Origin of the sequence: Microcoleus sp. Pol12B3, assembly GCF_036701355.1 — a bacterium.
Taxonomy (GTDB): domain Bacteria; phylum Cyanobacteriota; class Cyanobacteriia; order Cyanobacteriales; family Microcoleaceae; genus Microcoleus.
In genome coordinates, this window is the sequence record NZ_JAUBQS010000001.1 from 1 (window position 1) to 14,734 (window position 14,734).

Consider the following 14,734-nt stretch of genomic DNA (forward strand, 5'->3'; position numbering starts at 1 on the left):
ATAGGGTTTCATCATGAGACTCCTCAAAAGATTGGGGTAGTGCTATTATCCTCTATCCTTTACATAAAAGCACTACCTATTTTTGGATCTAGCTCAAGCAATTGAAGGGTTTCATAGAATTTATTGTGAAGGAAATTATTGTGATGAGGACACATTCAAAAAAATTAAAAATAAGCTAAATGAGACATTTTCTTCAGAACTAAAAAAATATGATATCGATCAAGCTTATTATGAGTCTTTACTAAGAAAAACAGAATATTGGAATGAATACTCTTTAAAAGAAAGGCTAGAAGATTTTTTGGATGATGGAAGTATATTCTGGAAAATATATTTTTTAAAATTGACACTAGAATCAATGTCATGTACTTTATTGCGTTATGCTAGTTTATTGCATTATGCTAGTTTATTGCGTTATGCTTATTCTCACTTAATATACTATTCGGAAAATAATTTTTCTAGTTGCTTACCTGATAATTTTTTTATCTCAAATGAGGACAAAGAAAATTTCATCAAACAAGTTAGAGACACAAGAGGTTTTTTAACTCATCCTAGTTCTGATTCAAAGTCGAAGAAAAAAAGTAGACATATAGTATCTGGTAATGAATTAGAAAATTTAATACGTAAGCTCAAAATCATTCTGGAAATTTGTTTACTAAAATCACTAGGACTTGATTCATCAAAGATTAAGGCGTTGACTCGTTCACGCCATCTCCTCTGATAAATCACACATATTTAACCAAGGTGGGCAAATAATGCCCTCCCTAATTCCTACTTCCCTACCGTGAAATACTCATTCTTAGCATACACGCTAATAATGCAGTCTCCCACTTCAAAAAACATCCCCTCTTGCTCATCTTTATAAAATTGCAAGTTGCCGTATTTAGAATTAATTTCCTCAGCAGTCGCCGCTTTTGCCTCCATTTCATCCGGGATAAGTCCGGTAGAACCGATATAGAAAACCAGCGGTGAAACTTTTTCCCTGTACACTTTTTCAGCATAAGCTTCCAGTCGCTCATTCGCATTAGCTAAAGCAGCGACAAACTCCTCTCGCTTGACATCTTCTCCCTGCCATTTCGCTTGCAAAAGGCGCAGCAAACTATCTGCACCCACTTTGGCTAAAGTAACGCTAACAATTCCGTTATTCTCCAACCCCAAAAACTCATCGAAAATCAGTTTCATCAAGTCGTCAACTTTGGTAATTTTTGTGCGGGATGACAACGTTTTGTGTGCGAAGACAACAGGCTCATCTAAGGTGATGTCAAATGTCGGTTTTGCTAGCTTTTCGCCCGTGTTTTTTTGGTAAACTTCATAAAGGCGATCGAGAAATTTGTTGGCAGAGTGCAATTTGCCGAAGTTGAGGATGTTTTTGCTGCCGATGTCGATTTTGTAGCTGACTCGCGAATCTACTGAACCGTTGGCGATAGCACTTTTTAAATCTGTGTATTCCGTCGTCGTCGGAAAGTTGATGTAAAGGTTTTTTGACAGATAATGCTGTTTCAATTCTTCCAATTGTTCCGCAGTGTAAGCCTCGGATTCTTCCTTCAAATGAGCCGAGAGAATGCTAGAGAGAATTTTGATTTCTGCGAGTTCCTCAAACACTCCGTCAAGGCTGCCGTAACGCCCGTCAAAAGGCACGAGGGGCAAAGTCTCTAACTTAATATCGTACTCTGAACGGAAGTCAAATTCTTGCACGGGCGAACCGTCTTTTTCAAGAACACCGCATTTTTTGAGCAAATCAAACACTGGTTTGCTGCTGATTTTTGTTCGCAGCGACTTAATATTAACTTCGCCGTCGCTGACAATGGTATAATTGTTGAAAGTATTGAGGTCGGTAACTAGAATTCCCGCCACTTCTGCGATTAAAGTTTCATCCTCAACTTTTACCAGCTTAGCTTTCCGGGTAATCAGCATATTGATGGTAGCGGTATTTTGATTGATGGCAAATGAACCCATTTGCACGTATTCGCCACCATCTAAGAATTCAGTTTTCAGCCAAGGCTTGACAAGGTTGCCGTTTTCGTCTCGCTTTCCCTCAAGTCGCTTCAAACCTTTTCGCTGATAATTTTCTTGCAAATGTTTCAAGTTGATGATGATGCTGTTGCTGTTTTCCTCGAATATCTCGATCAACTCCAGCAGGGAAATTTTATCGCTGACTTTTACCCGATCGCCAATTTCATGATTTTTCAACACATCAGGCGCAAAAACAGCCTGTTCCAAATCTTCCGTAAACTCCGCTATTTGGGCATTTGTCAAAGCTTTAACGTGTTTTTCCGTCAAAGTAGCGTCGAAGGTGCTCGCCAGCGCATATTTAGCCGTATTTAAATTGCCGTCAGCGAGGTTAGCTTTCGCAAAAGCAAACACCGACTCATCAGTTTGAGCAACGGGAACATCTAGTTTGTCATACTCATCTTTCGCGACTTTCTGATATTTGTAAAAAAGTCCCCGATCGTCTGCTTTCAGCCCGCAGATTTTCAGCGTGCTCGATGAACCGTTAATTTTCTTGCCACTTTTGGAAACAAAAACTTGATAATCGTATTCCTTAATTAACGGTTCTTCCAGCGGAGGTGCAACGGAACTGCCTAACAGTTTTGTGCTGTCGTAAAGAGCATCATAAACCATTTTGACTTCGCCAGCGCGGATGCAATTTCCCGATAATGTGTTGGCGATTTTGGAGAGAAGTTTGAAATCAGCACAGGCATAGGATATCGTGTTGGCAAACACATCCATGCCTTTGAGTTCTTCGCAGATTTCCCCGATTTTTGCAGCTTCCGAATTGGCACTGGGGTCATTTGCATAGCCGTCGGTGTGCAAATTGATCGCTGTCATTTCTCCCGCTTTAACCAGAGATTTAGCGAGTTGCATCGACTGCGATATGCAGGTACAGCCAGCCGTGTGGATTTTTTGAATTTCTTTGATATATTGAGAGTCAAACTTCAGCACTTCTTGAATGGGAATTCGCTGGAAATGACAAATTACGTCCCCATTGCTAGCATAGGAAATCAGGCTGACAATTAGCTGGTAATTGTTGTATTCGTCTAAGGTCAAAAGCTTGATTAGGGTTTCTTTCAGCGGTTCTAAGTCATAATACATTGAGCCGGAACGGTCGATGATGATGATGCTGTGAGCGACGGATTTTTCTGGGATATCGCCGGGCTTTCTTTCTAAATTAATGCGATCGACTAGATAGAATGCCTTTGCGTTTCCGGCAAAATTGTAGAGGGTAAATTTGGTGCGAGTATTCGAGGCTGCTTGGCTGCTGGAACTTTTGGCTTGAGATGATTGTTTTGCTTGCCGTGCCATAGTTTTGACCTATGTTGATTTATTCCTCAACTTTATGATTACACGCGCTTCTGTGGATGTCAAGGCCTGTCGAGAAAATTATCTGCGAGGCTGAATAAGCATTAATATTTAGGGCTGCGCTGCCAGGGAAAACTGCGGCGGTAGGCTAAAGGTGGGCTTTTTTGGCAAAAGTAGTGGATCTGCGTAAATATTTAGTAAATATTTACTAAATCATGCTTTATTTAGAAAATCCGCTGCTCAAACTTTATCTAAATCTGATCGCATGGGTGGCGTTGGGATTTTTTCTCGGCCGCCTGCTACCGAGAAGCTATTCTACATATTTAGCCAAGTTTCTTTTCTTCTTTGGCACGCCCTTGAGCATTGTTGCTTTTATCCGCCGTGCCAATTTGTCGGGCGCTATTTGGATGGCGCCGCTAATAGCTTGGGCGGCAATTCTAGCAGGTGGAGGACTCGCTTGGATTTTGATAAATTTCGGTGTCGGCGAGGAACGTTTTAAGACTCTTAATCCGATCGCCCAAAATAGCCCGGAACACACTACTGCTTGGAGTTTGCCCGCTCAAGGCAGCTTCTTATTGGCAACGATGGTGGGTAATACGGGTTATTTAGGCATTCCCGTCACGTTGTCCTTATTAGGCTCGGAACACTTTGCCTGGGCGTTGTTTTACGACTTGCTAGGCACTACCATGGCAATCAATATACTGGGAGTTGCTATTGCTTCTCACTGCGGTAAAAGCGATCGCCCTCAGAGTTGGTTAGGTCCGGTGCGGGCAATTTTTCTGAATCCGGCACTGTGGGCTTTTGGTTTAGGATTTGTCTCGCGCAGCTTGCCACTGTCGGTACCTATCGCAGAATTGTTAACAACAGGCGCTTGGACTGTAATTACTTTATCTTTAATTACGATCGGGATGCAGTTGAGCAAGTTGAATTCCTTGCACAACCTCAAACAAGTTTTGGCTTGTCTGGGGATTAAAATGTTGTTTATTCCCTTGGTAATTGGAACGGGATTAACATTTTTTGGGATCACGGGCGCGCCCCGACTTGTGCTAGTGCTGCAAATGGCAATGCCTCCTGCTTTTGGTACTACATTGCTGGCAGAAGCTTTCAATCTCGATCGCGAATTAGCCGTAACTGCGATCGGCCTCGGCTGCGTTAGTTTATTATTCACTATTCCAATATGGATGAGGCTATTTAATTTTTAAATAAAAGTGGATTGGTTTATTTTAAAAAAGGAAATTTGGCGTGACCTAAATCACAATTGCCAGCGATTTAGATCATATTAATGATACTTAAATATCACAGGAGTTGGAAACTATCTTTTCTTCTGTTAAGCTACAAACAGCCCGCCCATGAGGCCGATAATAAAAATATGAAAACTCAAAATTTTACATTGAGAGGTTATCAAACGCTCGAGCGCATTTACTCAGGAACTCGCACCCAAGTTTATCGAGCTTTCCGTATTCAGGACAAAGTGCCCGTCGCGATTAAAGTCTTGCATAGCGAGTATCCCACCTTTAGCGAACTCGTGCAATTTCGGAATCAATATACGATCGCCAAAAACCTCAACTTGCCCGGAATCATCCAAACATACAGCTTAGAAGCCTACCAAAACAGCTATGCGCTGGTAATGGAAGACTTCGGGGGAATTTCGCTCAAAGAATGGACTCAACAAGGGGAAACTCTACTCAATTTAAGCGAGTTTTTACAAATGGCGATCGCACTATGCCACACCTTAAATATTCTCTACCGAGAACGCATCATTCACAAAGACCTCAAACCCAGCAACATTTTAATTAACCCGCAAACCAAACAAATCAAATTAATCGACTTTAGTATTGCATCTTTATTGCCACGAGAAACCCAAACCCTGCTTAATCCTAATGTTTTAGAAGGGACACTTGCTTACATTTCTCCCGAACAAACTGGCAGAATGAACCGGGGAATTGACTACCGGACTGATTTTTATTCAGTTGGTGTCACCTTCTACGAATTACTGACAGGAGAGTTGCCATTTCAATCAAATGACCCGATGGAGTTAGTACATTGCCATATCGCCGAAGTAGCACCCTTAGTACACGAAATCAACCCACAAATTCCATATGTACTTTCAGAGATTGTCAGCAAATTGATGGCAAAAAATGCGGAAGACCGCTATCAAAGTGCTTTAGGACTGAAAACCGATCTAGAAAAATGTTTAGATCGGCTTAAAGAAACTGGGGAAATTCAGAGTTTTGAAATTGGGCAAAGAGATGTGAGCGATCGCTTCCTCATTCCCGAAAAACTTTACGGACGAGAAGCTGAAGTATCAATACTGCTGCAAGCATTTGAGCGAGTTAGTCAAGGCGCAACAGAAATGATGCTGGTAGCTGGCTTTTCTGGGATTGGTAAAACAGCAGTAGTTAACGAAGTGCATAAACCGATCGTGCGCCAACGCGGTTATTTTATCAAAGGCAAATACGATCAATTTCAGCGTAACATTCCTTTAAGTGCCTTCGTGCAAGCCTTTCGGGATTTAATGGGGCAATTGGTAAGTGAAAGCGATGCCCAAATCAAACAATGGAAAACTAAGATTTTAGAAGCCCTCGGTGACAGCGGACAAGTTGTTATTGAAGTCATCCCCGAACTAGAAATAATTATCGGTCAACAACCACCAGCTCCAGAATTATCGGGAACACCAGCACAAAATAGATTTAATTTATTGTTTCAAAAATTTATCCAAGTCTTTACCAATGCCTCACATCCCTTAGTGATGTTTTTAGATGATTTACAATGGGCAGATTTGGCATCGCTGAACTTAATGCAGCTCCTCATGGCTGATACGGGATATCTGTTATTAATTGGTGCATACCGCGATAATGAAGTCAACCCCGGACATCCATTGATGTTGACTTTGGGCGAGATACAAAAAAAACAAGCAACGATTAATACGATTACTTTAGTACCATTGAGTCAAGTCACAGTGAATCACTTAGTTGCTGACACCCTGAAATGCTCAAAAAAGTGGGCAGGTAATATTTTTCAACTGATTTATCAAAGAACCAAAGGAAATCCCTTATTTGTTACTCAGTTTCTTAAAGCATTACATCAAGACAATCTCATTCACTTCAATTTTGAATCAGGCTGCTGGCAATGCGATATTACCCAAGTTAACCAGCAGGTGCTTACAGATGATGTTGTATCCTTTATAGCATTGCAATTACAAAAATTGCCGCGATCGACTCAAAATGTATTAAAATTAGCCGCTTGTGTTGGTAATCAGTTCGATCTAGCGATTTTGGCAATTGTTTCGGAACAGTCCGAGATAGAAACTGCTGCTGAGTTGTGGAAAACTTTACAAGAAGGATTAATTTTACCTATTAGTGATGTTTATAAATTTTATCAAGAAAATGATGGCGATAAATTAACGCTAGAGAAGGGAAATACCACTAAACAATTCGCACGATATAAATTTTTACATGACCGAGTACAGCAAGCGGCTTATTCGCTGATTCCCGATTCTCAAAAACAAGCAACTCATCTCAAAATCGGACAATTACTTCGCAAAAATTTATCACAAATAGAACAAGAGGACAAACTGTTTGATATTGTCGAGCATTTGAATAAAGGAATTAAGTTAATTACTGAACCGAGAGAACAAGAAATGTTAGCTCAACTAAATTTAAAAGCTGGAGGTAAGGCGAGAAATTCTATAGCATACGCGGCAGCAATAACATATTTTCAAACAGGCATCGATCTACTACAAATACACTGTTGGCAAAGTCAGTATGAATTAGCTTTAAACCTCCATATTGCTGCGGCTGAAGCTAGTTATTTGAATAGTGACTTTGAGGGGATGGAACAGATAGCAACAATTATGTTGCGCTCGGCTCAAACGATTTTAGACAAAATCAAAATTTACGAAATTCAAATTGCAGCGCAAGTTGTACAAAGTAATGTGTTGGAGGCGATCGCTATTGGCAGAAAAGCATTAGAGCAATTGGGGCTTGAACTGCCTACAGAACCCGATCCAGCTAAGACTAGCATAATGCTACAAAGCCTTGCTACCCAACTCGAAGGTAGAAAAATTGAAGACTTGATAAATCTGCCATTAATGACCGATCCTACCGATCGAGCCGCAATGGAATTGATGGCAATGTTGTTTTCACCCATTATCCAAGGAATGCCCGGTTTATTGCCCTTACTGAGTTCGATGATGGTGAATTTATCTCTTCGATCCGGCAATACCGTGGCATCAACAACTGGGTACGGTATTCACGGCATGGTATTGTGTGCTTTCTTGGAAGATCCTTCCGCAGGCTATGCTTTTGGTAAATTGGCTCTAAATTTACTGGAAAAACTTAATATAAAAAAAATTAAATCCGGTGTTATGTCTCTATTTGGTTGCTTTATTCAACATTACCAAGAGCGCTTGGGTGCCACAATCCCGACTCTGAAAGCAGCTTACTATGCTGGCATAGAAACTGGAGATTTTTTACACGCTGGTTTTGCTCTCGGTGGTCACAGTAATGGCAGGTTTTTTAGCGGTGAAGAACTGAATAGTTTTATTCAAGACATGGCTGATTATAGTGTGGCATTGGCTCAGGTGAAACAAGAATCTGCTCGAGTATATGTAAATTTAGGCAAACAAGCAGCAGAAAACTTGATTGAATTAGTCAGTCAACCATATTGCTTGATCGGCAATTCATATAATGAAACGTTGATGCTAACTAAGCACCAGCAGGATAATGATTTAACAGCGATGGCGCAAGCTTACATCTACAAACTGCTGCTTGCTTACTACTTTGGTAATTATGCAGATGCACGCAACTATATCGACCAAGCGAAACCGTGTTTAATGGCAGTATCGGGATCGATTTTTGTTCCTATTTTCCATTTTTATGCCGCGCTAACTTATCTAGCACTCTTCCCTACCCAACCAGAACCGGAGCAAGCCGAACTGCTTGCTGTTGCTGCCACCCATCAAACGATTCTGCACCAGTGGGCGCACTATGCCACGATGAACCACTTGCATAAATGGTATTTAGTTGAAGCCGAACGCCATCGAGTTTTGGGTGAAAAAGTCGCAGCCAGTGAGTGTTATGACCGAGCCATAAATCTTGCTAGAGAACATCAATTCATCAACGAAGAAGCCCTCGCCAACGAACTAGCAGGAAAGTTTTACTTACAATGGAATAAACAGCGCATCGCTCAAGAATACGCGATTGAAGCTTACTATGGCTATGCTCGTTGGGGTGCAAAAGCCAAAGTCGCTGATTTAGACAAACGCTATCCCCAATTACTTGCTCCCGTATTACAGCAAACTCGTTGTACTCTTTCCACTAACGAAACTATCTTCGCCTTGGGGACTGTTACATCCACCAGTTCGGCTACTTCTAGCAGCAGTGCCTCTGTGGCTTTAGATTTAGCTACCATTCTCAAAGCTTCCCAAGCTATCTCCAGCGAAATCGAACTGTCCAAACTGCTTTCATCGTTGCTTTCCATTGTCATCGAAAATGCGGGGGCAGATAAATGCGTATTAACACTGCTACGAGACGAGCGCTTGCTAATTAAAGGCTCAATTAACAAGGGAAGAAACCCAGTTGTGTTGCAGAGGATTCCTATTGAGGAGAGTCAGGAAATTCCCCTAAAGCTAATTTACAAAGTTAAGCACAACAATCAGGCTGTTGTGCTGGTGAATGCGACAGCAGATCCTACTTTAGCCAACGATCCGTATATCATGCGCCAGCAGCCGAAGAGTATCTTGTGCAGTCCGATTTTGCATCAAGGCAAGTTGATGGGCATTTTATATCTGGAAAATAGTTTAGCAATAGGAGCATTTACGAGCGATCGCGTCGAACTCCTGAATCTACTTTGCGCTCAAGTCGCAATTTCCCTAGAAAATGCCCGACTTTACGAACAAGCCCAACAAATGCTAGTAGAACTGCGTGCCAGCAAAGCCCGCTTTCAAAAGCTAGTGGATAATCTTCCTGGCATAATTTACCAGATTTGCCTGGCTCCTGATGGTTCTGTTTCAATTCCCTACGTTAGTCCAGGCTGCGCCGCTCTATATGAAGTGTCACCCCAAGATTTCTTGGCAGGCATCACAAATTTTCGGATGCTCGAGCATCCAGACGATCGCCGATCTCTGACTGAGGCGTTCATCCATTCTGCCGAGACTCTCACGCCTTTTGAGCAGGAATGGCGCATTATTACGACCTCTGGCACTGTGAAATGGGTGCAGGCGGCATCACGACCGGAACGGCAGGCCGACGGCTCGATCGTCTGGGATGGCGTGATGATGGATATTAGCGATCGCAAAATTGCAGAACTTGCCTTCGAGCAAAAATCAGTGGAATTAGAACAAGCATTACACAACTTGCAAAACGCCCAATTACAAATCGTCCAAAGTGAGAAAATGTCGGCTTTAGGTAATTTAGTAGCTGGTGTGGCGCATGAAATGAATAACCCCCTTGGCTTTATTGCTGCCAGTCTCCAAGAAACTAAACCTACGATTGCCGAGTTGCTCGAACACTTGCAACTCTATCAAGAAACTTTCCCCAACCAGAGCGAGCCAATTATCGACCATGCCGAAGAAATCGATCTGGAATATACCTTGGAAGACTTACCTAAGATAATGGATTCCATGTCTATGGCCTGTGAAAGGCTGAAAAATATCAGTACCAGCCTCTGCACTTTCTCGCGTGCGGATCGAGATTATAAAGTTCCTTTCAACATTCATGAAGGCATTGATAGTACGCTTTTAATTCTCAAACATCGCCTCAAAGCTAATCACAAACGTCCTGCCATTGAAGTGATTACCAACTATGGAGATTTACCGATGGTCGAGTGTTTGCCGGGACAAATAAATCAAGTATTTATGAATATTATAGCTAATGCGATCGATGCTTTGGACGAATCCAATGCCGGGCGAACTATAACAGAAATCAAGGCTCATCCCAATCGAATTATCATTCAAACATCGGTGGAAAATCAGTTAGTAAAAATTGCCATTGCCGATAATGGTAGTGGCATGAATGAATCGGTCAAAGAAAAGATATTTGACCAGTTATTTACAACCAAAGCAGTCGGGAAAGGAACGGGATTGGGATTGGCGATCGCTAAGTCTATCGTTGTCGAAAAACATGGCGGTGCAATTCACGTTAATTCTACATTGGGGGAAGGAAGTGAATTTGAGATAGTGTTACCTATTACTGAATAAAAGTAGAAGATATTCTTCATTATTGGAGATTTGAGACTGAATAACTGGCAAGGAAAGATGATTTAATGATGGGGAAGTCGGACCTACAGTTGCATTTTTTTAAACTGGTATCTGAAGTAAAAGTTTGAGGAGGAAGAATGACAAAAGTTATTCCTTTTTCCTTCTTGCTTATTTCCTTGGTCGAGTTTGACCGAGAGAATCCAGGATACAAGCCCCCGGATTCATTCCTTCGCAGACTCAGGACGAAAAAATAAAAAATCTGTATCGAAAAACCAGCCTCCGAATTTATCCGTGGGGTCAATGCTTCAATTCTTTAATCTAAAATATAAAATCTAAAATCGATTGACTTTCTTGAGTCCGCTCGACTAATTTCTATTTAAAAAAATCCATAATAACGAAATTAGATTGCCGATCGAGCATTATACCAGCCCCGATCGCAACTGCAGACACGAGCAAAACTTCCAGCGCCCCTTCGGCAGATTGCCAAAATCTCAATTATGCTAACCTAGGCAAGCAGCAATCCCTTGTCACGAAGGCGATTAACATAATTTCAAACAATTTATTTTATTGAGGACCGGTGTATCCCGTATGGCAAACCTGATCGGCACAGACAGCAACGACTTTATTCTAGGAACTCCGCTGGGCGATCGAATTCGCGCCTTAGATGGCGATGACACGCCCCTGGGTGCGGGAGGAGATGACACCCTAGAGGGCGACGGCGGCAACGACCAGCTTCTTGGAGCGGACGGAGCAGATTCGTTGCTTGGCGGTGAAGGAAATGACGAACTCATTGGCAACCAAGGGCGCGATTTTGCTTCCGGCGGGAACGGCGACGACTCGATTCGCGGCGGTTTGGGCAACGACATCCTCGAAGGCAACGACGGGATAGACAGCGTGGTGGGAGACGCTGGGGACGACTTAGTTTTTGGCAACGGAGGCTCTGATGTGATTGCCGGGGGTACTGGCAACGACACCCTCACAGGGAATGACGGCGACGATTCCGTGTTCGGGAATGCTGATGATGACTTTCTCTACGGGAATTTTGGGAACGATTCTCTCAACGGTGGCAGTGGTAGGGATCAAATGTTGGGCGCTGAGGGCAACGATTATTTGACCGCCAGCGACGGCGACGACACTTTGTACGGCAATGCCGACAACGATTCGCTCTTCGGAGATGCTGGTAATGACCAGATATTCGGTGGGAAGGCTGACGATACAGCTTTTGGCGGCAGCGGTTCCGATACCCTTCGCGGCGATGAAGGCGACGACTCGGTACTGGGAGATGAAGGTAATGACTTCCTGTTTGGCGGCAAAGGTAATGATGGTATAGACGGCGGTTTTGGCGATGACTCCTTGGCTGGAGGTATCGGCGACGATACCATTTTGGGAGGTTTCGGCAATGACAATTTATTAGGGGCAGAGGGTAATGATTCTCTGATCGGAGGTGAGGGTTCGGATACTCTGATTGGCGGCAGCGGCAGCGATGTCTTTGGATTGGGAGCCGGGCCTGGCAGTTTGGCTTTAATTACTGATTACAATGACACGGAGGATTTCTTTGGACTGCCGAGCAATTTATCTTTCGCTCAACTGCAAGTTCGCCAAGGTAACGGTGCCAATGTCAGGGATACAGTAATTACGACGCTCGATGGCAAGCTTTTAGCAATTTTGACAGACACTCCGGCCGCTCTGATCGAGGCGAATGATTTTATCGCTGTGACTGGGACAGTTACCCCCAGACCAACCACCATTACAACTACAACTACAACTACAGTTACCAGCACAACTACAGATCCAACTCTAACTCCAACTCCGACTGAGACGCCGACTCCGACTCCGACTCCAACTCCGACTCCGACTCCAACTCCGACTCCGACGCCGACTCCGACTCCGACGCCGACTCCGACTCCGACGCCGACTCCGACGCCGACTCCAACTCCGACTCCGACAGCAGCACCGACGCCAACTCCAACTCCGACGCCAACTCCAACTCCGACAGCAGCACCGACTCCGACGCCGACAGCAGCACCGACTCCGACGCCGACAGCAGCACCGACCCCGACGCCGACAGCAGCACCGACCCCGACTCCGACTGCTTCGAGGATTCCAACTCCGCCGACAGTTAGCGTGCCTGATTCGCCTCTGCTATCAATTAGTTCGATTCCCCCGACTCCCAGACTATTGCCAATGCCGGGTCAGACGCCGATATTCCCGACGGCGGTGCCGAACCCGATACCTTTTCCTACACCTGTTCCTACACCTTTCGGGTTCTAGGTGCGATCGCGCAGCTCGCTGATGAGTGATGAGTTAATGTAAAACTCACTAAACTCATCACTCAAAACTATTTAACATCCTGGGGAGTTTCGGCCGAGTCTTCTGGCGACTCGGCCGGAGAATCTTCTAGGGGAGATAATTGTTGGGTGTACCCCAAGAGCGATCGAAGTTTCATGCGGTGGATGTAAGGCCAGCCGCCATTGGCTTCAATATTCCTGAGCAGTTTGTAAAGTGCTTGGCGGTTGTCGGGAAAAGACGCTTGAAACAAACCGTCGCGAATTTCCCGGTGCGAAGCTTCCAGTGTCCGCAGCAGGGCCAAAAGCAGCAGGCTGTCTCCCTGACAATTTTCGGCTAAAGTCCGAATCGCCTCTGTCACTGATTGCATTTGAGACTGCAAATTTTCTGACTCTAAATCTTTGCCGTTGTCCATACCGCTGCTTCCTTTGAAATCTACAAGGCCTTTGTCCCCAGCCTTTTGGTCAACCGACTAATCGAGCTAGTCGCGATCGCCATTCGGGGTCATAAGCAAAGTAACTTAAGTAGGTTGACTTAAGCAATATTAATTTGCAGTCCAAGTCAGGAAAAGAGCACCACCCGTCGTACCATGTGTATTGGGCTGCGATCGGAACATGATTGAGAAATCATAAGTTCTTGCTTATTTTCACGCCGCACTAGCTTGATTGTTTGAGTCAATGCCGGTGTCGGTGAAGCGAGGGATCAGGATCTAAATGCTGCCCGAAGCGCTGGCCTAGCCTGCCGGCGGGCAATTATATTTTGCTCGAAGTAGGGCTTTTTCTTAATATAATCCGATGTTGGATATTGAGGTTTGCAATGAAATATCGTGCTTTAATTGTTGCACTTTTAGCATTTTGCATGAGTGCGCTGGTTGCTTGTTCTTCTGCTCCTGACACGACGGTGGCGACTACCGAGTTGCTCACCTACGACCAGATTAGAGGTACTGGCTTGGCTAATAACTGCCCTAGCTTGGCAGAAACTTCTCGGGGATCGATCCCCATCGAAGCGGGCGCCACCTATAAACTGACTGGTTTGTGTTTGCAGCCTACAACTTATTTTGTGAAGGAAGAACCAGCAAACAAACGCCAAGAAGCGGAATTTGTGCCTGGTAAATTGCTGACACGGTTCACGTCGAGCATTGACCAAGTTCAAGGTACGCTCAAGGTCGATACTGACGGTACTCTGACTTTCACAGAAGAAGACGGCTTGGATTTTCAAGCTATTACGATTCAGTTACCGGGCGGAGAGCAAGTACCTTTCTTGTTTACCATTAAACAGCTAGTGGCCAGTTCCGAACCGGGAGTGGTTGCTATCAATACTTCCACCGATTTGCGAGGGGAGTTTAACGTTCCTTCTTACCGCAGCGCAGGCTTTTTAGACCCTAAAGCTCGCGGGGTAGCGACTGGCTACGACAATGCTGTGGCGCTTCCGGCTAGTGACAATTCCAAACGCGTGCGGGCTAATGTTAAGGTGGCTGACACTCGCGCCAAGGCGGGCAAAATTTCTCTCCAAGTTGCTAAAGTTAACAGCGGCACTGGCGAAATTGGCGGGATTTTTGAGAGTACGCAGCCTTCTGATACTGATTTGGGAGCTAGACCCGCTCTGGACGTGAAAATTCGGGGTTTGTTTTATGCTCGCATTGAGCCTTCTGTGTCATAAAATTGGGTTTCAGGATCGATCGAACTTGAGCAGTTTTTTGCCCTAGAGCTACTGCTCACCCTTCATTAGCCAACAGTCTTGAGCAACATAACTTAGGACTGTTGACTAATGACTAAATTTATGATTTAATTTGCATGAATACCAAGTTATTTATTTGGCATTTTTAATTAATTAAAGTATTGTATTAAAACAGCCTTAAAATTGTCATTTACTTTTAAAAAATTCCGGTTAAATTCTGGCTTGTGCCGAAGGTCTTCTGCCGGATCAAGTTCTGCCTTCTGTCGAAAAACTTTC

General features: G+C 43.9%; 7 protein-coding genes. 5 read left to right on the forward strand and 2 right to left on the reverse strand.

Translation table 11 applies throughout. The annotated features are described in order from the left end of the window. The first annotated feature begins 82 nt into the window (after window positions 1-82). Window positions 83-718, forward strand: a complete 636-nt coding sequence (locus QUA53_RS00005) for a HEPN domain-containing protein (RefSeq protein ID WP_333094159.1) — start codon at window positions 83-85, stop codon at window positions 716-718. A gap of 50 nt (window positions 719-768) precedes the next feature. On the opposite strand, the gene QUA53_RS00010 is transcribed toward QUA53_RS00005, so the two are convergent. Next, window positions 769-3,300 carry a vWA domain-containing protein gene (locus tag QUA53_RS00010; protein WP_333094161.1) on the reverse strand — a complete coding sequence of 844 codons (2,532 nt, stop codon included), beginning with the start codon at window positions 3,298-3,300 and terminating at the stop codon, window positions 769-771. Between the two features lie 212 nt (window positions 3,301-3,512). Between QUA53_RS00010 and QUA53_RS00015 the strand changes: the two genes are divergently transcribed. The 3 genes from QUA53_RS00015 to QUA53_RS00025 all read left to right on the forward strand — a co-directional run bounded on the left by QUA53_RS00015 (window position 3,513) and on the right by QUA53_RS00025 (window position 12,766). Continuing rightward, window positions 3,513-4,499, forward strand: coding sequence for an AEC family transporter (locus QUA53_RS00015; RefSeq protein ID WP_333094162.1), 987 nt, complete (start codon window positions 3,513-3,515; stop codon window positions 4,497-4,499). Window positions 4,500-4,666: 167 nt separating this feature from the next. After that, the gene (locus tag QUA53_RS00020; RefSeq protein WP_333094163.1) at window positions 4,667-10,495 is read left to right on the forward strand and encodes an AAA family ATPase; all 5,829 of its coding nucleotides are present in this window, start codon (window positions 4,667-4,669) and stop codon (window positions 10,493-10,495) included. A gap of 588 nt (window positions 10,496-11,083) precedes the next feature. Beyond that, window positions 11,084-12,766 carry a calcium-binding protein gene (locus QUA53_RS00025; protein ID WP_333094164.1) on the forward strand — a complete coding sequence of 561 codons (1,683 nt, stop codon included), beginning with the start codon at window positions 11,084-11,086 and terminating at the stop codon, window positions 12,764-12,766. 67 nt (window positions 12,767-12,833) lie between these two features. On the opposite strand, the gene QUA53_RS00030 is transcribed toward QUA53_RS00025, so the two are convergent. After that, on the reverse strand, window positions 12,834-13,196 hold the full coding sequence (locus tag QUA53_RS00030) for a hypothetical protein (protein ID WP_333069282.1): 363 nt from the start codon (window positions 13,194-13,196) through the stop codon (window positions 12,834-12,836). A gap of 401 nt (window positions 13,197-13,597) precedes the next feature. Between QUA53_RS00030 and QUA53_RS00035 the strand changes: the two genes are divergently transcribed. Continuing rightward, the gene (locus QUA53_RS00035; RefSeq protein WP_333094165.1) at window positions 13,598-14,440 is read left to right on the forward strand and encodes a photosystem II manganese-stabilizing polypeptide; all 843 of its coding nucleotides are present in this window, start codon (window positions 13,598-13,600) and stop codon (window positions 14,438-14,440) included. Window positions 14,441-14,734: the final 294 nt, after the last annotated feature.